Origin of the sequence: Erysipelatoclostridium sp. An15 (genome assembly GCF_002160675.1) — a bacterium.
Classification (GTDB): domain Bacteria; phylum Bacillota_I; class Bacilli_A; order Erysipelotrichales; family Coprobacillaceae; genus Thomasclavelia; species Thomasclavelia merdavium.
Genome location: NZ_NFLA01000035.1, coordinates 1 through 20078, shown reverse-complemented (window position 1 = coordinate 20078; position 20078 = coordinate 1). Strand labels below are relative to the sequence as shown.

The 20078-nt window shown below is 27.5% G+C and carries 20 protein-coding genes; 3 read left to right on the top strand and 17 right to left on the bottom strand.

Annotated elements, in window-relative coordinates; translation table 11 throughout:
- Positions 1-5: 5 nt before the first annotated feature.
- From groL to B5E92_RS15920, 10 genes are all read right to left on the bottom strand, one after another.
- Positions 6-1622 carry a chaperonin GroEL gene (gene groL, locus B5E92_RS10855; RefSeq protein ID WP_087302072.1) on the bottom strand — a complete coding sequence of 539 codons (1617 nt, stop codon included), beginning with the start codon at positions 1620-1622 and terminating at the stop codon, positions 6-8.
- Between the two features lie 14 nt (positions 1623-1636).
- The gene (locus B5E92_RS10850; RefSeq protein ID WP_087302070.1) at positions 1637-1897 is read right to left on the bottom strand and encodes a co-chaperone GroES; all 261 of its coding nucleotides are present in this window, start codon (positions 1895-1897) and stop codon (positions 1637-1639) included.
- A gap of 160 nt (positions 1898-2057) precedes the next feature.
- Positions 2058-3392, bottom strand: coding sequence for an MATE family efflux transporter (locus B5E92_RS10845; RefSeq protein ID WP_087302068.1), 1335 nt, complete (start codon positions 3390-3392; stop codon positions 2058-2060).
- 66 nt (positions 3393-3458) lie between these two features.
- Entirely contained in the window at positions 3459-4445 is a 987-nt protein-coding gene (locus tag B5E92_RS10840) for a hypothetical protein (RefSeq protein ID WP_087302066.1), read from the bottom strand.
- 1010 nt (positions 4446-5455) lie between these two features.
- The gene (gene abc-f / locus B5E92_RS10835) at positions 5456-6931 is read right to left on the bottom strand and encodes a ribosomal protection-like ABC-F family protein (protein WP_087302064.1); all 1476 of its coding nucleotides are present in this window, start codon (positions 6929-6931) and stop codon (positions 5456-5458) included.
- Positions 6932-7144: 213 nt separating this feature from the next.
- Positions 7145-7495 carry a hypothetical protein gene (locus B5E92_RS10830; protein WP_087302062.1) on the bottom strand — a complete coding sequence of 117 codons (351 nt, stop codon included), beginning with the start codon at positions 7493-7495 and terminating at the stop codon, positions 7145-7147.
- 65 nt (positions 7496-7560) lie between these two features.
- Entirely contained in the window at positions 7561-8559 is a 999-nt protein-coding gene (locus B5E92_RS10825; protein ID WP_087302061.1) for an ROK family transcriptional regulator, read from the bottom strand.
- Positions 8546-9178 (bottom strand): PTS sugar transporter subunit IIB, encoded by a 633-nt coding sequence (locus B5E92_RS10820; protein ID WP_087302059.1) that lies wholly within the window; start codon positions 9176-9178, stop codon positions 8546-8548. Before B5E92_RS10820 ends, B5E92_RS10825 begins: the two co-directional genes overlap by 14 nt.
- A 103-nt stretch (positions 9179-9281) precedes the next feature.
- Entirely contained in the window at positions 9282-9731 is a 450-nt protein-coding gene (locus B5E92_RS10815; protein WP_087302057.1) for a GNAT family N-acetyltransferase, read from the bottom strand.
- A gap of 207 nt (positions 9732-9938) precedes the next feature.
- Positions 9939-10061, bottom strand: coding sequence for a hypothetical protein (locus tag B5E92_RS15920; protein ID WP_255375594.1), 123 nt, complete (start codon positions 10059-10061; stop codon positions 9939-9941).
- Positions 10062-10263: 202 nt separating this feature from the next.
- Here B5E92_RS15920 and B5E92_RS10810 point away from each other — a divergent pair, with 202 nt between their 5' ends.
- Together B5E92_RS10810 and B5E92_RS10805 are read left to right on the top strand one after the other, a co-directional pair.
- Positions 10264-10884, top strand: coding sequence for a LexA family transcriptional regulator (locus B5E92_RS10810; protein WP_087302055.1), 621 nt, complete (start codon positions 10264-10266; stop codon positions 10882-10884).
- Between the two features lie 313 nt (positions 10885-11197).
- On the top strand, positions 11198-12316 hold the full coding sequence (locus tag B5E92_RS10805) for an FIVAR domain-containing protein (protein WP_087302053.1): 1119 nt from the start codon (positions 11198-11200) through the stop codon (positions 12314-12316).
- A 41-nt stretch (positions 12317-12357) separates the two neighbouring features.
- Here B5E92_RS10805 and B5E92_RS10800 read toward each other — a convergent pair whose 3' ends face one another.
- The 5 genes from B5E92_RS10800 to B5E92_RS10780 form a co-directional block, all read right to left on the bottom strand.
- Positions 12358-13149, bottom strand: coding sequence for an HAD family hydrolase (locus B5E92_RS10800; RefSeq protein ID WP_087302051.1), 792 nt, complete (start codon positions 13147-13149; stop codon positions 12358-12360).
- A gap of 65 nt (positions 13150-13214) precedes the next feature.
- A complete protein-coding gene (gene bcp, locus B5E92_RS10795; protein WP_087302049.1) occupies positions 13215-13679 on the bottom strand; it encodes a thioredoxin-dependent thiol peroxidase in 465 nt (154 codons plus the stop codon).
- Between the two features lie 24 nt (positions 13680-13703).
- Positions 13704-14366: an MBL fold metallo-hydrolase gene (locus B5E92_RS10790; protein WP_087302046.1), complete on the bottom strand. Its 663-nt coding sequence runs from the start codon at positions 14364-14366 to the stop codon at positions 13704-13706.
- Positions 14367-14603: 237 nt separating this feature from the next.
- A complete protein-coding gene (locus B5E92_RS10785) occupies positions 14604-16322 on the bottom strand; it encodes a hypothetical protein (protein WP_087302044.1) in 1719 nt (572 codons plus the stop codon).
- Positions 16306-16647, bottom strand: a complete 342-nt coding sequence (locus B5E92_RS10780) for an MMPL family transporter (RefSeq protein ID WP_087302042.1) — start codon at positions 16645-16647, stop codon at positions 16306-16308. The genes B5E92_RS10785 and B5E92_RS10780 overlap by 17 nt, the downstream gene beginning before the upstream one ends.
- 132 nt (positions 16648-16779) lie before the next feature.
- Between B5E92_RS10780 and B5E92_RS10775 the strand changes: the two genes are divergently transcribed.
- Positions 16780-17166 (top strand): TetR-like C-terminal domain-containing protein, encoded by a 387-nt coding sequence (locus B5E92_RS10775; protein ID WP_087302040.1) that lies wholly within the window; start codon positions 16780-16782, stop codon positions 17164-17166.
- A gap of 106 nt (positions 17167-17272) precedes the next feature.
- On the opposite strand, the gene B5E92_RS10770 is transcribed toward B5E92_RS10775, so the two are convergent.
- Positions 17273-18091, bottom strand: coding sequence for a Cof-type HAD-IIB family hydrolase (locus tag B5E92_RS10770; RefSeq protein WP_087302039.1), 819 nt, complete (start codon positions 18089-18091; stop codon positions 17273-17275).
- 160 nt (positions 18092-18251) lie between these two features.
- Positions 18252-19730 carry a polyphosphate:AMP phosphotransferase gene (gene pap, locus B5E92_RS10765; protein WP_087302037.1) on the bottom strand — a complete coding sequence of 493 codons (1479 nt, stop codon included), beginning with the start codon at positions 19728-19730 and terminating at the stop codon, positions 18252-18254.
- Between the last annotated feature and the right edge of the window lie 348 nt (positions 19731-20078).

Here is a 20078-nt window from a genome sequence, read left to right as displayed (position 1 = left end):
TTTTATTAATACATTCCACCAGCCATAGCAGGAGCTGCAGGTTCATCTGATTTAATTTCTGCCACTCCAGCTTCAGTTGTAATAAACAATGCTGAAATACTTGCAGCATTTAACAATGCGCTACGAGAAACTTTAGTTGGATCGATAATTCCTTTTTCAAACATATCAACCCATTCACCATTTTTAGCATCAAATCCGATATTTTTATCAGCATTCTTTTGCATATCAACAATATCTTCACTATTGTATCCAGCATTTTCTGCGATTTGGCAAATAGGTGCTAATAATGATTCCATTACAATATTGATACCTTTTTGAACATCAACATTATCATTTTTGAGAACTGGTTTTAATTCTTTATATGCTTCAACTAAACAAGCTCCACCACCAATTACAATACCTTCAGCAACAGCTGCTTTAGTAGCATTTAAAGCATCTTCAATTCTTAATTTCTTTTCTTTTAATTCACTTTCAGTTGTTGCTCCAACTTTGATAGTTGCAACACCATTAGTTAATTTACCAAGTCTTTCTTGGAATTGTTTTCTATCATGTTCATTAGTAGTATCAGCAATTCTTGATCTAATTTCTTCAATACGAGCATTTAATTCACTATTATTTTCATTAGCACCAATCATTGTTGTATTGTCTTTAGTAACAATTACTTTTTTAATTGTTCCTAACTCATCTAATTGAAGATCTTCTAATTTCATATTTAAATCTTTGTTGTAGAATTTAGCATTTGTTAATGCAGCAATATCTTGTAACATTTCTTTTTGGTTATCACCAAATCCAGGAGCTTTTGTAGCTACAACATTGAATGTACCACGTAATTTATTTAAAACTAAAGTAGAAATTACTTCATTTTCATAATCTTCAGCAATAATTAATAATGGTTGATTTGTTTTCAATACTTGTTCAAGTACTGGTAAGATTTCTTGAAGATTATTAATTTTTGAATTAGTTACTAATACATATGGATTTTCTAATTCAACAGTCATTTTTTCACGATCAGAAACCATGTATGGAGATACATAACCTTTATCATATTGCATACCTTCACTGATTTCTAATTCATCATCAAAACCATTACTTTCATCAACATTGATAATTCCATCGCGACCAACTTTATCCATTGCTTTAGCGATTAAATCACCAATTTCTTTACTTCCTGCTGAAATAGTAGCAACACTAGCAACATCACTGCTTGTTTCAACTTGACGTGAATTTTTTAAAATTGTTTTTGCAACTTCTTTACTTGCATATTCAATACCTTCACGCATTAATACTGGATTACATCCTTTGTCAACAGCTTTCATTCCATTAACAATCATATTACGAGCCAAAATTGTAGCAGTAGTAGTACCGTCACCAGCAACATCATTTGTGTTATTAGCAACTTCATATACTAATTTTGCACCCATATTTTCAAATTTATCTTCTAATTCAATTTCTTTTGCAATACTAACACCATCATTAGTAATTAATGGTGAACCATAACTTTTTTCCAATACAACATTACGACCTTTAGGTCCTAAAGTAATACAAACAGCATCAGCTAAAGTATTTACCCCTTTCAACATTGCTTTACGAGCATCACTTGAAAATCTTACTTCTTTTGCCATCTTAAATTACCTCCTTAAGCTATACAAGCTAAAATATCCTTTTCTTCAATTACAATATATTCTACATCATCAACTTTAATATTAGTTCCTGAATATTCTTTATATACAACTTTATCATTTACTTTAATATCAGCTTTACAATCAGGACCTAATGCAACAACTTTAGCAACACCTGGTTCCTTTTTAGTTTCAGTTGTTAAAATAATTCCACTAGATGTTTTATTTTCTACTTCTTCTTTTTTTAAAATAACATTATCATGTAATGGCTTAATCATGTTAATCACTCCTTTTATCTTTAGCACTTGCCATATCTTAGTGCTAAAATTATTATAATACTTTTTAGCACTTTGTCAACCCAAGTGCTAAAAAATTTATTTATATTCCAAAATTCTACTTTTCAATATAAAAATATAAAAAATAGCGATTTAAAAACCGCTATTCTTCCAACCAATTAGCTTTATAATAATAAATAATTAAAATCGTAGTACTTAACACCCATGAAACAGGCCAGCCAAGATCAACAAAGACTATATTATGGAATAAGTTAGTAGTTATCATAACCCAGATAACTCTAAAAACACACCAGCACCCTATTAAAACAACCATAGGGATGTTTGTCTTTCCTACTCCTCTTAAAATACCACAAATGACCTGTGAAAGTGTTAAAAATAAATATCCAGGTGCTAAACAGCGCATCATTATTAAACCATATTCAATAACTTTAGGATTTGATGAAAAGATCTGTAATAAATATGGTGCTGAAAAAACAACTAATACACTCAATACAAGAATTGTCCCACAACTAATTAAAGTCCCTATTTTAGCCCCTTGTTTAATTCTATCATAATTTCCAGCGCCTTTATTTTGACCCACAAAAGTTGTTAATGCCATTGATAAACTGATAACCGGCAAAATTGCAAAACCATCAATTTTAGTATATGAACCATTTCCAGCCATTGCATATGCACCAAATACATTAATATTTGTTTGCATAATAATGTTAGAAAAAGAAACAACTGCATTTTGCATTGCACTAGGCATTCCTATTTTAATTGTCTTTCTTAAATCTTCATAATAAAATTTTATTTTAGAAATTTCTAATCGATATGATTCTTTACTAGTTACTAAAACATAGATTGACAATAATGCACTAGCTACTTGAGCAATTGAAGTTGCGATTGCTACTCCAGCAATCCCCATTTTAAAAACAACAACAAATAATAAATCTAATACAATATTAATAAATGATGATACAATTAAAAAATATAATGGGTGTTTAGAATCTCCAACAGCTCTTAGAATTCCACTTACCATATTATAAATTATTAACCCGGATACCCCTAAAAAATAAATTCTCAAATATGTAATACTTTGATCAATTACTGCAGCATCTACTTTTACCAAACTTAAAATCATTGGTGTAAAAACAACCCCCACAATCGTGGCAAAAATACTAGAAGCAATACCTAAAGCAATCGCAGTATGAACACTACAAAATACCCCTTTATCTTCCCTAGCACCATAATAATTAGAAATCAACACACTTGCTCCTAATGATAATCCAGTAAAAAAACTTACTAACATATCAATAATAGGCCCGCTAGAATTAACTGCCGCCAAAGCCTGATCACCGATATAATTACCAACTACAATACTATCAACTGTATTGTAAAGCTGTTGAAACATATTTCCTATCAATAGAGGAATCGCAAATAATATTAGCTGTTTAGCAATGCTTCCCTCTGTCATTAATCCTCTTTTTTCAGCCATAGTTTCCCTCCTACTAATAACTAATTAAATTTATGACTTAAAAAATCTAGTATTAACTAGATTTTTTTAAATATTTATTATATATACTTTTCCTTGTCTAGAAATTCTAATTGATTTAGCCTCATTTACTACATCATCACCAACTTCAAAAATATAGTGAATAATTGCACTTTGATCATTTTTTAGTGTCAATGAAGAAGCTGCTTCTAAATTACTATGATCATCTTTTTCATAAACAACTGTCGCAGGATATGGATTATTATTAACATCCAATAAATTTACAGTGGCAATATTTGAAGCCATAATATCACTACCACTAATGTTTTTTACAACTGTTGTAAAATCAACAAAACTATTATTTTCATCATTTACTTTATAATATGTATATAATCCCACCGGACTCGCTGGAGCTACTTCTTTAGCGATATTAGCAGCTTGCAAAGTCATTTCACTATATCCATCAAAAGTAATCACATCATTAAGATTTTTAGCTTCATAATTTTCTTTTGCATCTTTTAATTCAAAATCTAATGTCGCTGATTTTTTATTTTCATCAGAATCTTCTTCTACTTTTGTATTTAAACTAAACTCTATTTTTTGATCTAATTTTTCAGGATCAACTTCAACATAATAATGAACCTTATTAGCAGTATTAGCTTCTAAAGATACATCACTAGTAAGTGATCCACCATTATCTTTTGAGGCTAATAATGAAGCCACATATTCAGTATTATCAATCGTAAAAATAGCTTCTATTTCATCATTTAACTTTAAGTTTGAATCTGTAACATTAGTAACCCACATCGTTAAATCCAAAAGTACATTTTTTGCATCAGCAGGTTCAAAATAAGTATATAAAGTTCCAATTACATCTGGAGTAATCATTTTAGTTTGATCAATTGCTTCAATTTTAAAAGAAATCAAATCAGCAAATTTATTTTCTTTATTCCATTTTATTTTTGTTGCAGTATCACTAGACTCACTTCCACCACTACAAGCTGTAACAGTTAAAATCATCATACATACAAGAAATATCTTAAATATTTTCTTCATAGATAATCCCTTCTCTTTCAAAATTTTTTCGGCTCCCTAAGTCTAATTATACTACAAAACTAGTAAAAATAAATAAAAACAACAACATTTGAAAGATGCTTGCATAACGCATCTTTTTAATATATATTTGAAGTAGATAAAAGGAAGAGTTCTAAAAACAAATCCTAAAACTAATTATTTCAAACAATAATAATAAAAAGAAATAATTAACAAAAGTTCATTGAAAACTAAATAATCTTCAAAGATAAATTAAATTAGCGAAGATGGAAAAGTTCATAAAAAACTAAGCTAATTAAAATAATCTTATAAAAATAATTAGCAAAGATTAATAATTTATCAAAAGTTAAATTAATTAAAAAAGACAGTATTAAATAATCAATAAAAAATAAAAATTTACCTGTTCAAAATGATGATTCTATAAATAATTAAAAAGTTGATTAGAAAAAAGTCTGATAAATAATTAATTAACAAAGATAAAATTGATCAAAAGTTATATTAGTTAAAAAAGATTATTAAAAAATTAGAATAGTAGATGTGAAAAAGTTCATCGATAAGCAAAATAAATAAAAGTGTTAATTAAAAAGTAGTAATTGTTAAAAGATTAAATGCTAAATTGATTATCAAAAGTGATGATTAGAATAGATGAAGTGAATATTAGTTAAGTAAATTTTAAAAATTAAAATGAGAAATGATTAGAAAAAATGGATTTGAACTTGAAGAGATTTCATAGAATTCGTCTAAAAACAGTTTCCAATATAATTATTCATTAATAATTTAAATTGTTTTCTAAAAATACCAAATAATCGTGATATTAAAATAATGATGGATGGAGATCAATTCAAATTTAGAACGAATCCTTTTTTAAAGAATATTTCGATAACTAAAAATAAAATAGTAGGTTAAGCAATAAAATTATTAGATAGATGCGTAGATAGTAGAATGATAAAGAAGTTATCGGAATGTTCTATATAGCAAAAAGAATTATGGCAGAGTAAACCATAATTCTTTTTTTATAAATTGATACTTTTTGTTTTTATTTGATTACAAAAATACTGATCATGTTCAACAAATAATATAGTTGGCTGATATTTTAAAATAACCTCTTGAATCTGGATTCTTGTAAAAATATCAATGTAATTTAACGGTTCATCAAAAATATATAAATGAGCAGGTGTACATAAACATGCTGCTAGCATTACTTTCTTTTTTTGTCCTTTGCTAAATGTCTCAATATTCTGATTAAATAAATCACGTGAAAAATCCAATTTACGCAATATAGCTTTAAATAAACTTTGATCAAGCTGTTGTTTATCAATAAAATCATCTAATCTACCTTGTAAATGATCATCAGTTTGTGATAGATAAGCAATTTTTAAATTTGAACCAATTATAACCTGTCCTTGATAATCTATTTTTTGATTCATAATCAGCTTAATAATACTACTTTTCCCAGAACCATTTCTTCCTACTAAATTTAACCGGTCACCTTGGTTAATTGTAAAATTAACATTTTCTACAATCACTTTATCATCATAGAAGATTTTTACATCATTAAAAGAAACTAATGTTTTTTTAGAATACGTTAGTGGCATCATCTTTAATGATTCAACAGTTTCAACATCTTTCAATAATTCTTTTTTTTGAGCAATCGCATCGTTTTGACGACGTTGTAAGTTTTTAGAACGCTGCATCATTTTCGCTGCCTTGTGTCCAACATATCCTTTATCAGGTTTAAGTCCTGCTACCTTAACATTTTTACTCTTTTCAACTTTATCTGACCAGATACTACTTTGCTTAGCTGCTTTTTGTAATCTTTTAATATCTTTTTTTAGTTTCTCATTCTTTTTAACTTCTAGATTATCCTGATTTTGTTTTTGTTCATACCAGGTTGTAAAATTACCATTTATTACTTCAATGCTTTCACGATTCAAAGCTAAAATATGATCAACACAGTTATCAATGAAATTACGATCATGACTAACTAAAATAAAACTTCTTTTTCTTTTTAAATAATTACTTAGTAATTTTCGACCATGTAAATCTAAATGATTAGTAGGCTCATCTATTAATAATAAGTCATGTGGTTTTAAAAATAATGCCGCTAACATTACCTTAGTTTGCTCACCATTAGATAATGTATTAAATGGTCGTTCCAAAACATCTTCATCAACTTCCAATAATGATAATTCTCTTTCTAACTCCCAAAGCTGGTAATCACCTAAAATATCATCAATAATAGCCATTGTAGTTTGACTAGGATCATTTACTGGATATGGAAAATAATCAAAATAATAACCCGATGTTATATAGCCTTGATATGGATATTTAGCCATCAATAAATCTAATAAAGTCGTCTTACCTTTTCCATTACGACCAATTAAACCTAATTTCCAATTAGTATCAATTTTAAAACTAACATCATTAAAAACATTTTCGATTTGATTATCATAACCAAAAGTTAAATTTTTTACTTCCAATAATGCCATTTATATCCCTCCTAATAAAAATTGCTACAAGAAAATATATTCTTGTAGCACAAAAAATCGTATTAAAGATATAAATAATATTAAAGGATATATTTTCTTGCATGCAAAAACAGTACAAAACACTGTTGATTAAATTTTTTAGCAAGAAAATTTATACATCCTTTCACCTCATTTCAATATAATAATAACAAATTAAACTATTTTTGCAACCCCTTATTGATACTTACTATTTACAGTATCAATAAAACATTCTAAAGCATTAATTTCTTCATTAAAATAATATAAATCCAAAATATCTTTTTCATCATAATTATCTCTAATCCAATGATATAAAACATTACGTTTAAACGGTGTTAGTGTATTAAGGTCAAGCTGATGTTTTTCAACAAAATTATTTACCATATTCATCATCATATCATATTCATCAAGAATACAATCCTGACCATAATTTCGAGCCATATACTCTACATATCCTAAAAAAATCTCTTTAAACTTTTCACCATCAATATCTTTAATATACTCTTTTAAACACATAATCAATAATTCAATATCTTTCTCTAACATATTACCACCTCTTTCTATTATAAACAGAAAAAGTACCTTTTTTCAAAGATACTTGTAATATTAAGTTATTTTTTATTAATAAAATTATTTTTTAACACTTCTTTACAAATAAATTGTAACCCTACTAAGATATAATCATTTAAATTGGTTACTTTTTTTATTTTTGGTAAATACTTAGCTGGCACCATAGATTCAAGCGTCTCATCAAGATCACTGGCTTTTTCTAAATTAGTACAACTAATAGCAACAATTTCAGGATTAACTATTGCCGTTAAACAAACAACTATCTTGCTTAATAATTCAATGGTACCATGAGGAGTTTGTAATAATTTTAATTGATCTTCATTGCTTAATGGCAAATATTGAATCTCACCAGCACAATTAGTTTTACCGGTTATTAATTGACCATTTATTACAGTTCCTACACCACCATATCCTTCTCCAGGTTGATACAGCAAACATACATTTTCATAGTTTTTTTCAGTTAAATAAAAACCAATTGCTGCAGTATTTACATCATTGCCTAAAACAATTTTTTGACTATATTTATTTTTTAATAAAGAATATAATTCTATATCATTAAAATTAATCAATCCCGTAGAAGTTACTTTACCATCATTAATTATTCCCGGTACACTTACTCCAATAACTTTAATATTATCAAATTTTGAATTAACAATATTAATAATATCATAAATGTCATTAATTTTAACAATTTTTTTAATTACTTCATCACTGTAAATAACTTCATCAGATAAATTATAAACTCGATATATTAAATGGACGCGACGATATTCTTTATTGATTGAAATTGATAAAAATCTTGAAAAATCATTATTTAAATAATAATATGGCATGATTTCTTTACTTATAGGATTTTCCATATCTTCAAACAATACTTCACTACTTTTTAATAATTCGTTTAAAATACTACTTACTGTTGCCAAACTTAAGCCGGTTGCTAAGGCAAGCTGATTTTTAGTACATAATTCATGTTCCATAAAAGCTGCTAAAATTTTATCGCGGTTTTTTTGCCTCAAAGTTTTAGTATCACTCATGTTCATTTGGCATTTCCTCCTTATTTTGATACCAGTTAGAAACTAATTTTAAAGCTCCTGAAAAATCATTTGTCGCAAACACTTTTGCCGGAATTACTAAGACTTCCTTACATGGTAACCTCCTTTTAGCTTGAGGTAACATATAACCTACTTGAGGTGCTAGTAAAATAATGTCATACTCATTAGCTATTTCAAATAAACGTGAATAACCAGTAGCTTCTATTTCATACGGCAAATTTTCAAGTTTAGCTAATTCTTGCATACGGTAAGCAAACAAAGTTGTCGTTAATCCACCACTACAACATAAAAGTACTTGTACTGATGGCCGATTGGTTACTTCTTTAGCACAATTTATCATTTCTTTAAATAATTCCACCGCATGATTTAAATAAGTCAATTGAAAATGTAAATAAAAAATCTTATCGTTAGTTTGACGATCGGTTAATTCTTCTTCAAAAATAGCATTACCATAAAAAATAATCTTCCCAGTTACTACATCATTTTCAATGATAATTGTATTATTATCATGAAGATCGGCTTTTATCACTAAACCATCCTTACCGTTTTGCAACAATATCCATTTGATATATACTGTTGCATTAATTTCTTGCAAAAATTCATCCATATCATCACCCCACATATAATAGAAATTTATATATTTATTATAATATATCGTGTAAACGTTTACAAACCATCTTAGAAACTCGCCTATAATTTAGATAAAAATTCTAAAGCGTCATTACCATGTAATTTTCTTTTGTTTTAAACCCTATTTTTTGATATAACGCTTTAGCTTCATGAGACGAATTTAAGCAAACCATGCCGCACTCATCTTTCTTTAATGCAATTAGTTCTTTTACAACTTTTGTGGCTATCCCTTGATGACGATATTCCTCTTTTACCCAAATATTGGTTAACTGTCCTACTCTACCTAAAAGATTTTCATTTGATGGCATTATATTATACAGATACAAAGTTCCAGATGCGACAAAATTATCATTATCAAATCCTAATAATGTAAAACAAGTCTGGCTTTTTATACCATTTTGATAAAATTTTTTAATATTATTAATTGTATCTTGGTTGATATTTTGATTTGAAAACATTTTTAAATCACGAATTCTAAGTTCAACTAAAAAATCTAAATCACTAATTGTAGCATATCGAAAATTGATCATTTTTTACCTCCTAATATATAATAATTATAAAACTTATTAATTATTAAAAAAATCAGCTATTGCTGATTTTTACTCTTGAGCATTTGAATTGTCCAAGTATTGTTTATCATATTCTACAATATGATTTTCATAATCAAGTTCATCTTGATTCTTAACTTTAGAATCCTTTTTTATCAAAATCACATCACCTCATATATAGTATGTGAATTATAACATGATTAAATCCAATAAATATCCGCTTAATCCTGCAATTGTTGAACCTAAAATAACAATTCCACTAACAATTGTAATAATACCTCTACCACTAAAATTAACTTCTTTTTTATTCATATCCTTTACCTCCCAATAAAAAAGTATCTATTTATTCATCTTTATTATTAATTATATTTTATTTGTGTCTTTATTAGACACTTTTAATATATCGTCATTTTTCGACTTTGTCAATAAAAAATATCTTTTTAAGACACTTTATAAATATCTATTGCTTAATCAATTAAAAAATAGTAAAATTAAGACACAAGGAGGTAACAGTATGACTGGTGAAAGAATCAAAAAATTACGAAAAGAAAAAGGGTTAACTCAAGAACAGCTTGGTAACCTGCTTGGTGTTAAAAAATCAGCCATTGCTAAATATGAAAACAATCGAGTTTCCAACCTCAAAAAAGATACAATTCAAAAATTATCTGAAATATTTGATGTTTCGCCCTCTTATTTTTTAGGCTTTGAAGAAAGCAATCAACCAGTAATATCTGATTCAATCGTTGTGCCCTTATATAATGATGTCAGTTGTGGAACTGGGATGTTTGTTGATGATAATATTGATGAATATATTTCACTTCCTGAATCATTACTATCACCTCAAAAAGAATATTTTTGTCAATATGCAAATGGTGATAGTATGATTGATGAAAATATTAATCCCGGTGATTTAATTGTTTTTGAAAAGATCAACACTTTAAGAAATGGTGATATTGGTTGCTTTACTATTGATGATAATGTTGCAACCTGTAAAAAGTTTTATCGTGACAACAAAAATCGTTGCATCATTTTACAACCAGCAAATCCAGATTATTCACCAATTGTAATTAATCAAGAAAATGAAGCTGGCTTTAGAATCATTGGTAAGCTTTCTTTAGTTATTAATAAAAGATAATTTTTCAAAAAGTATTATATTTTGTTTTATCAAATAATAAATTATCATCATATGTTTATAATTGATTAAAATATATTTAAAACGTGACATAAAAATTATAAGTTCAACAAACTAAAATGATAATTTTAAATAACTATAGGTTCTCACTCCGACTTTAAAACAGCAGATATGCTGTTTTTTTGCTATTTCGATTAAATTATCAATATCTTAATGTAATAAAATGTATATTTAAGCAACAGATTATGCAGTTATAATCATGATATAATTATTTATATATCATTTCACAATCGAATATCAAATCAGGAGGGGAAAAATGAAAACAAAATTATTTAAATTAACTATGACTTTAGCAGTTACATTTTCCTTATCAACAGCCTACATTGTTCCTGCAATGGCTGTTGAGGAAAACAACAATGAAAGCATACAGCTAAACACAGTAGATAAAAGTAATTTAGAAAGAATTATTAATCAATATGATTATGATGCTCTATTAGCCCAAGAAGGTTATCCAATGTATCAAAAACAAGAAATTAAAGATGCATTAGAAAACGCTAACACAGTATACAATAATCCAAATGTAACTCAAGAAGAAGTAGATAACGCATATCATCGTCTTAATAATGCTGTTAATAACTATGACCGCTATTTACCAGATTCTCAAATAGAAGACTTAATTACAGAAGCAGAATTAGAATTAAAAATGACAGCAGTTTATACTGTTGAATCTTTAGCAAAGTTACAAGAAGCTTATGATAATTTGATGAATGTTATGGATTCAAATAATCGCGACGAAATTGATCGTCTTGCTAAAATTTTAGCTGAAGTATCAGCCTATCAATTAGATGAAAAAATGGATAAAGAAAGACTTCTTTATGAAATTACATCTTATGAATATTCATTGAGTTTTTTTAGCTATACTGCTGAATCAAAAGCCACATTTGATAATATAATGGCTGAAATCAAAGCTATTTATAACGACCCAAATGCTACAAACGAAGAAATATTAGATGCATATATTGCGTTAATAAATGCTTTTGATGATTTAGTACTTAGTCCTGATAACGATTATAATAAAATAATCACAATAGCTGAAGCAGAATTGCAAAAAACTAATGTTCATTCACAAAGATATCTAAATCTTTTATCAACAACACTAAATAATTTAAAAACAACTATCAACAATGGTGAATTTACATATCAAAGCTCACTATTGTTAGCTCATATTTTATTCCTTGGTGATGTTAATACAATTCCTGGTGGAACACCTGATGGAAGTACAGACACTACTAAACCAGCAACAGAAACAAAACCAGTTGACAATACTGTAACTAGCGTTAAAACAGGTGATGATATCTATTTTATGCCACTAGTAGCAACAATGATGTTAGCTGGATTAGGTATCACATTATCTAAAAAATATCGAGAAAATTAAACATATTATTAATATGAAATGATATATAAAAGACCTAACAATTATGTTAGGTCTAATACTTCTTTAATTTTCAATAAGACACCTTGTTCATCATTTGAAGCAGTTAATCCATAAGCAATTTCTTTAATTGGATCAACTGCATTTTCCATTGCATAGCCATATTTAACTTGCTGTAATAATTCATAATCATTCATTTGATCTCCAAATGCCATACATTCATCTGGTTCTATTTCATAAATAGCTTGTAAAAAACGCATCCCAATTCCTTTGTTGATTTCTTTATTATGAATATCCATCCAGACATTTCCTGCAGTAACTATCTTTACTTCTTCAGGAAGCAATGGTTCAATTAAAGCTAATTTTTCTTCAATTTTACCTTCAGGATCATTAATAGATATTTTCATAATCTCATCATCTATTTCATCATATGAAGCTACAAATTGATAGTTACAATAATGCATTTTAACAATATTTTCAAAATCTCTATCTTTTTCTAAAATGTAAGCTCCTTTACGTCCACACATAATAACTGGTAATTGAGGATATTCTTTTAAAATATTTTTTATTTTTTTTAAACAATCAACTGATAATGTATTATGATACAATTCACGAGAACCTTCTGCAATAAAACAACCATTTTCAGCTATAAAATACATTTGTTCACTTAATGGTAAAAACTTTTGATATAAACGGAAATATTGATTACCACTAGCAATAACAAATTTAATTCCTTTTTCTTTTAATTTATAAAATATATCAATGAATTCTGGATCAAACTGTTTATTAGAATCTAAAAAAGTTCCATCCATATCAGTTGCAATTAATTTAATCATAAAAACCTCCTTTTATAATCAGTAATATAGCATAATACTATTATTAAAAAAAGAGTCAATTTAAACTACTTGCTATTAGTTAATTCTTCTAACATTTTATCGCCATCGCTGGCTGCTTTTACCTTTCCAAACGCTTTAATAATTTTCCCTTCTTCATCAATTAAATATGTAGTTCTTACTACACCCATAAATTCACGTCCATACATTTTTTTTAGTTTCCAAACATCATATGCTTGTAATACTTTTGTTTCAGGATCAGATAAAATAATAAATGGTAATTGATATTTTTGAGCAAATTTACTATGAGCACTAACACTATCCTTGCTTATTCCAATTACTACTGCCCCATTTTCTTCTATCGCAGGATAATTTTGGGCATAATTACAAGCCTGCTTAGTACATCCAGGTGTATTATCTTTACTATAAAAATATAAAATAACTTTTTTTCCTTTGAATTGACTTAAACTTATTTCTTCACCATTTTGATTTAATAATGTAAAATCAGGTGCTTGACTTCCCACTTCTAACATTTTAAAATTCCTCCTTCTAATCATTTAATAATAAAAGGAAACATGTTTACCAGTATATTCGTAACATGGTAAAGTCTGATGTTTTATTCCTTTTATTTGCTTTTCTTTTAATAAGTGTCCATCTTCTAAACAATAATTTATATATTCTTTAGTTAATGGATAATGATGATGGCTTGGTATAATCGTTGTAATATCATCTTGATAAGTTAATAATTTTTCTAAACTTTGAAGATATAAATCTAAATTTCGATGTTGACCAAACATGTATATCGGCCCAGTTTGAACACTATCACCTGGTAAAAGCAGTTTTTTATTACGATCTAAAAAAGCAATACTGCCATAACTATGTCCAGGAATTTCAATAACTTCAAATTTATACTCACCAGCTTCTAAAATATCACCTTCATTGATTTCTTTAACTTTTATATTACCATCAATTAGAAGTAAGTCATTTTTATGAACATAACATTCATCAAATTGTTTTAAACCACCGCTATGGTCTTTATCACCATGGCTAAGAACAACTTTTACTGGCAAGTTAGTTATCTTTTGAATTTTAGATTTAAGATCAGTATTTCCAAAACCAGTATCGATTAATAAAGCTTCAGTTGATCCTATAATCAAAAATTCACGTACATGTCCATCATCTATAATATAAAAATTAGGAAAATATTCTGTAATTTGCATAAAATCACCTTCCTCACCTAATTTTATCTTATTTAAATTAATAGGTAAAGTTGCATTATCTTTATTTAATTATAGAAATATTAAAAATACGATTCTCTTTAATAAACATTATTGTTTACTAATTTGAATCGTATCATTTTAAATCATTATTAACTATACAACTTTAAAACCCAAAGAATTCTAAAAATTTTTCTAAAATAGATTTTTCTTTCTCTACTTTAACTGTTTGCTTCTTTTCTACCTTTTTTCAATTGCTGGTGTTGTAATAACAAACTGAATATCATAAACAGTACTGTTATTAGAAGAAACATAAGATACAACCTGGTAATCATCATTACTAAATTCACTTAACATTTCACTTATAGAATCATCAACCATAGAGTCAATATCATTAGTCTGATTTTTGAATTCCGTTGTTCCTTTAACTAATTCTTGTGTTCCTTGATACAAATCACTAGTACCATTAGCAAGCGTTAAAGATTCTGTATATATTTGTTCATAGCCCTCTACAATCTGATTTAAAGCATTAGTGTAGTTATTAAAACCATTATTTAAATTACCATAGTTAGCAGCCAGGGTACTAATTCCTGTTTTAAGTTGATCCATGTTCTCTAAGATCGTTGTTAATTCATTTGCTAAATTAATTATCTCTTGATTAAATAATCGATAGTTTTCTTCTAACATCAAAGCACCATTAATGACAGTGTTCCCTGAAATGTCCGGACTTAACTGGTTATTAAATTGCTCTAAAATTTTTTCACTTTCAGCTCCTGCCTTTAATAAAATAATTAATTGACTATAAAATTCACTATTGGCTGGATCGGTAGCAATTAACGACTCCAACTTAGCAATCATTTCTTCACTTTGATTATAAACTGAACTAATTGATCCACCAGTTGCATTTTTATATTGTTCGATCGCCTGATTCATTGAATTTAAAGAGGCTACTAAAGTGCTAATACCTGTTTGAATTTGATTGGTGCTATCAATTAATTGATTTATTTTTGTAGCATCAATATCTATTTTTTGTAATGTACTATCGATTATAGATAATGCTTCTTGTACTTCTTTTGAACCACTTGTTAATTTATCAGACTGTTGATTCAAAGTAACTAAGGCTGTTTTAATTTGATTAATGCCATTTACTAAATCGTTACTTCCTTGATCTAACGATAAAGCACCAATATTTAGATCATTAGCCCCACTATCTAATTGATTAACAGCACTTTGTACTTCTCCAATTTTATTATCTATCAAGCTAGTATTAATATTACTTTTATCTATCGCTAAATTTAAACGAATTCCGTTAATAGAAATTCCGCCCATTTCAAAATCTGTTACATCACTAGTAATTTCTAATGTTTCACTATTACCAGGTAAAAGTGTATAAGTAATTTGTTTATTATCACCAGCATTAGCAATCATTGCCCCATTTGCAATAATATTTTTACAATTATTGCTGTTTAAACTAGCTGTTATTTGTAAAGCATAATTATTAAAATACACTTCATTAACATCTTCATTTTCAGTAATTTCGATTCTTATAGTTAATTTTCCTTTACAACCAGCAACCTTATTGCCCGCTATTTTTTTACCATTTAAATAATAACTAATTTTAAAGTTCCATGGTAAACTTGGATCTTCCAAATATCCTTGATAAGATAATTTTTCTTCATCAGTAGTTGCCTTAACCTGATTATTTTTATAAACCAATTTATCAGTACTACTCAAATTTTTTACCTGACTATAATTTCCATAATCAATTAATTTATTATTTTGAGGATAAACGATATTAACTACATAACTTTCATCAACAGTACCATCCTGATTTAAATTTGCATAAATAACTTCTTCTTTAGGACTTGAAGGTTCAATTCCTTGAATCGGAATAATACAATTACCAGCAACTACGCTACAAAGCCCTAAAACCAATATTTTATTACTTATTTTCATCATTAATAACTTCCTTTCTATTTTTAGAAAACCTAAATTTCAAAATCCAGCGATCAAATAAAGTTAAAAAACCAGGTAACGCTAGTAAAACAAACATCAAACTAAATAACGTTCCTCGATACAATAAGATTCCTAACTCAGCTAATATTCCATGAGTAGAAATTTTTCCCAATATAAAACCTACAATTGTTAAAATTGATCCACTCGTTAAAATAGGTAAAGTCGAATATCTAATAGCATGATCTAATGCTGATATTTTAGAGCGCTTTTTACGAGTATTTAAATATCGATCTGAAAAAGCAATAGCGTAATCAACTGTAGCCCCCAATTGAATTGAACTAATAATTTAATTACTTTACTTAAAAAAAAGCCTATAAATCAAATTTCAGTTAAAGAACTTACTGATTTATGTGATTTAAATCGCGGTACTTTTTATCTGCATTACAAAGATATTTATGATATGATTGAATGTCTTGAAAATGAAATAATTGAAGATCTTCATAAAATTTTAAATGATTGTAAATTAAATCGTCCTTTGGATCTTTTAGACCCACTGTTTTCATATATTTATGAAAATCGTGATTTAACTATGGTATTAATTGGTGAACATGGTGATATTTCTTTTTCATCTAAATTGATTGAAATTGTAAAAATCTATTGTTTCGATACATGGAAAAAAGAATTTAAAATTAATGATGATGAAATTTATGAAATATATTTTAAATTTATTACTTCTGGATTTTTAGGAGTTTGCGACATGTGGTATAATAGCAGTTTTAATATTCAGCCACACAAATTGGCTATTTTAGTTGATGAAATAATATCTAGTGGCATTTTAAATAGCTAAAAAATTTCTATTACTAACACTTTTTAAATTTGATAATCAAAAAACAGAAATTCAAACGAATTTCTGTTTTTATCTTTTTAAACTAATTATAATATTTTAAAATTTTTTATAAAATATACTCTTCGATAAATTTACCAATTCCATCACTATCATTATCATCACAAATATAATCAGCAACACTCTTAGTTTTGTCACTACCATTTTCCATGACAACACCAACACCAGCGTTTAAAGTCATATCATAGTCATTATCAGCATCACCAAATGAACATAAATCAGCCATAGATATACCGTGTAATTTCATAACTTCTTTTAAACCATTAGTTTTAGATACTCGTGGATCCATATATTCATATAAAATACTAGCTGTTTTTAATGAAGCTGATTTATAATTTGGATTTGAAAAAGATTTACTTTTTTCAATAACAGTATCCATATACTCTGGTTTACAAATTATTATTAATTTAGCACGTGGTTTGCTTAAAAACTCATCAAAATCAACTACTTGATAATCAACTCGATCATCTTTTGCTAATTTACGAATATATTCATCATCTTTAGGTGAAAATAATATTCCTTGATCTGGAATAGCGAAATTTAAATCCATGCCTTCATAATGACGCATAATATCTTTGATTAATTCACCATCAAGAGGATAGCTTGATTTTTCAACATTTAATTGATAATCATAGATTTCACTTCCACCAGTACCAACTATAGTATCTACTAAGCCTGCAATTCCCCATGTCTTTAAAAGTGTTTTAACACTGTGAACATCTCTACCAGTACTTAAACCAAATAAAATTCCTTTGTCACGAGCTTTTTTTATTGCTTCTACAGTCATTGGACTTACAATACCTTCATTATTTAATAATGTGCCATCTACATCACACATAATTGCTTTAATATTATCTAATTTACTCATCTTTTCTTCCTCCGCTTGCTACTAATTATTTTAGTAAGGGATTATTTATTATCAAGCAATTTTAATTTATTTGTAATTTATTATCATAAATACTTCATCTTGTAATTATTTTTTTGATAAAAAAATAACAATCATTAAAAGCTAACTATTACGTTAGCTTTTAATCAATATCTTTAATTTTCTTTTCAATTTCATCAATGACTATTTTCATTGCTTTAATACGAGCATACTTTTTATCATTAGACTCTAATACAAACCATGGTGCAAATTCAGTATTAGTTTTTTGTAACATCTCAGTAACCGCATTTTCATATAAATCCCATTTTTCACGATTACGCCAATCTTCATCAGTAATTTTCCATTGTTTTTCTGGTGTATTTTGACGTTCTGTAAATCTTGCTAATTGCGTATCTTTATCAATTTGTACCCAGAATTTAATTACTACTGCACCCCAATCAGACAATTCTTTTTCAAATTCATTCATTTCATTATAAGCTCTTTGCCAATCATTTTCACTACAGAATCCTTCCAGCCGCTCAACCATTACCCGACCATACCAGGTCCGATCATAAATAGCCACATGACCGTCTTTTGGAAGGCGTTTATAAAAACGCCAAAGATAATGTCGATTAATTTCACTTTTATCAGGAGCAGCTATTGGATATACCGTATAACCCCGTGGATCTAATCCAGAAGTAACTCTTTTTATATTACCACCTTTTCCAGCAGCGTCCCAACCTTCATAAGCAATAATAACCGGTATTTTTTTACGATAAATAATATTATGTAATTTTCTAAGTTTTTTACGACATTTTTTTAATTCTTTACGATATGTTTCTTCATCGATTGTTAAACTTAAATCACATTCATTAAGATTAATTGTTTCCCTTAGTGGATAAATATTATCAATGATCAAGGCATCTTTCTTTTCGTGATCTAAACGATTTTGAATACAACTCATTAAAGTTTCTAATACTTGCAATTGCGCTAATTTTTTATTAGTAGCATCAATAACATACCATGGTGCATAAGCTGGATTAGTTTGATTCATGTAATCATTATATAGATTCAAATATTCATCATAATGTTTATTTTGCCAAATATCATCATCACTAATACGCCATTTAGTATTTTTATGCTTTAATAATCGTTTCATTCTTTTAGCTTGTTCTTCTTTAGAAATGTTGAAGAAGAATTTAATTACTAAATAACCATTATCTACTAATGTTCGTTCAAAATTATTGACACTTTGAACTCTTGCAACATATTCTTTTCTAGAAATATCTTGATAAATATACTGTTTTACAATATCATTCATCCAGCCATGATCATAAAATGTTGCCATTCCATTTTCTGGAATTCGTATAAAGTGACGATATAAAAATGGTTTTCGAGTCTCATCCTCACTAATTTTATTCATTGTTTCAACAGTATAAAAACGGGGATCCATGTTTTGAATAACCTTACCTAAAGTCGTCCCAATTCCAGAAGCACCCCAGCCTTCAAATAAAACAACTACTGGCAATTTCTTTTCTTTTAATAACATTTGTTTTCTAGATAACTCTAGCTTAGCATTTTCTAAACATTCCTCAATATCATCTGCCAATTCTATTTCTTCAAACCTATATTCTTTTAACATAACTTTCCTCCTTGTTTTTATTTTAGCACTCTAGTGTAAGCGCTTAAAGTGAAATAAATTAAAACGCGCCAAAATTACTCAATATCTTATTTTTTACCTTATATTCAAGTAAAATAATCATTAATCAAGGAGTTTTTTTATTAATGACTACTTTTTATCGTAATAAAATACTAATTCAAAATATGAAAATATTTATATCTATGGTATAATATTTATAAAGATAAACCCACTAAGGGGCTGTAACGACTTATAGAGAAAAAAAGTAGTAAAAAACGCAAAAATGTACGAGGAATCGTACATTTTTTTGGTATAATTGAAATATGAAAACTAATAAATTATACAAGAAAG

Coding starts and splice junctions, on each gene's coding strand:
- B5E92_RS10775 (WP_087302040.1), top strand. CDS start 16,780: ATGATTGAATGTCTTGAAAATGAAATAATTGAAGATCTTCATAAAATT.
- B5E92_RS10805 (WP_087302053.1), top strand. CDS start 11,198: ATGAAAACAAAATTATTTAAATTAACTATGACTTTAGCAGTTACATTT.
- B5E92_RS10830 (WP_087302062.1), bottom strand. CDS start 7,495: ATGTTAGAGAAAGATATTGAATTATTGATTATGTGTTTAAAAGAGTAT.
- B5E92_RS10840 (WP_087302066.1), bottom strand. CDS start 4,445: ATGAAGAAAATATTTAAGATATTTCTTGTATGTATGATGATTTTAACT.
- bcp (WP_087302049.1), bottom strand. CDS start 13,679: ATGTTAGAAGTGGGAAGTCAAGCACCTGATTTTACATTATTAAATCAA.
- B5E92_RS10810 (WP_087302055.1), top strand. CDS start 10,264: ATGACTGGTGAAAGAATCAAAAAATTACGAAAAGAAAAAGGGTTAACT.
- pap (WP_087302037.1), bottom strand. CDS start 19,730: ATGTTAAAAGAATATAGGTTTGAAGAAATAGAATTGGCAGATGATATT.
- B5E92_RS15920 (WP_255375594.1), bottom strand. CDS start 10,061: ATGAATAAAAAAGAAGTTAATTTTAGTGGTAGAGGTATTATTACAATT.
- B5E92_RS10815 (WP_087302057.1), bottom strand. CDS start 9,731: ATGATCAATTTTCGATATGCTACAATTAGTGATTTAGATTTTTTAGTT.
- groL (WP_087302072.1), bottom strand. CDS start 1,622: ATGGCAAAAGAAGTAAGATTTTCAAGTGATGCTCGTAAAGCAATGTTG.
- B5E92_RS10825 (WP_087302061.1), bottom strand. CDS start 8,559: ATGAACATGAGTGATACTAAAACTTTGAGGCAAAAAAACCGCGATAAA.
- abc-f (WP_087302064.1), bottom strand. CDS start 6,931: ATGGCATTATTGGAAGTAAAAAATTTAACTTTTGGTTATGATAATCAA.
- B5E92_RS10820 (WP_087302059.1), bottom strand. CDS start 9,178: ATGGATGAATTTTTGCAAGAAATTAATGCAACAGTATATATCAAATGG.
- B5E92_RS10770 (WP_087302039.1), bottom strand. CDS start 18,091: ATGAGTAAATTAGATAATATTAAAGCAATTATGTGTGATGTAGATGGC.
- B5E92_RS10800 (WP_087302051.1), bottom strand. CDS start 13,149: ATGATTAAATTAATTGCAACTGATATGGATGGAACTTTTTTAGATTCT.
- B5E92_RS10845 (WP_087302068.1), bottom strand. CDS start 3,392: ATGGCTGAAAAAAGAGGATTAATGACAGAGGGAAGCATTGCTAAACAG.
- B5E92_RS10785 (WP_087302044.1), bottom strand. CDS start 16,322: ATGATGAAAATAAGTAATAAAATATTGGTTTTAGGGCTTTGTAGCGTA.
- B5E92_RS10790 (WP_087302046.1), bottom strand. CDS start 14,366: ATGCAAATTACAGAATATTTTCCTAATTTTTATATTATAGATGATGGA.
- B5E92_RS10850 (WP_087302070.1), bottom strand. CDS start 1,897: ATGATTAAGCCATTACATGATAATGTTATTTTAAAAAAAGAAGAAGTA.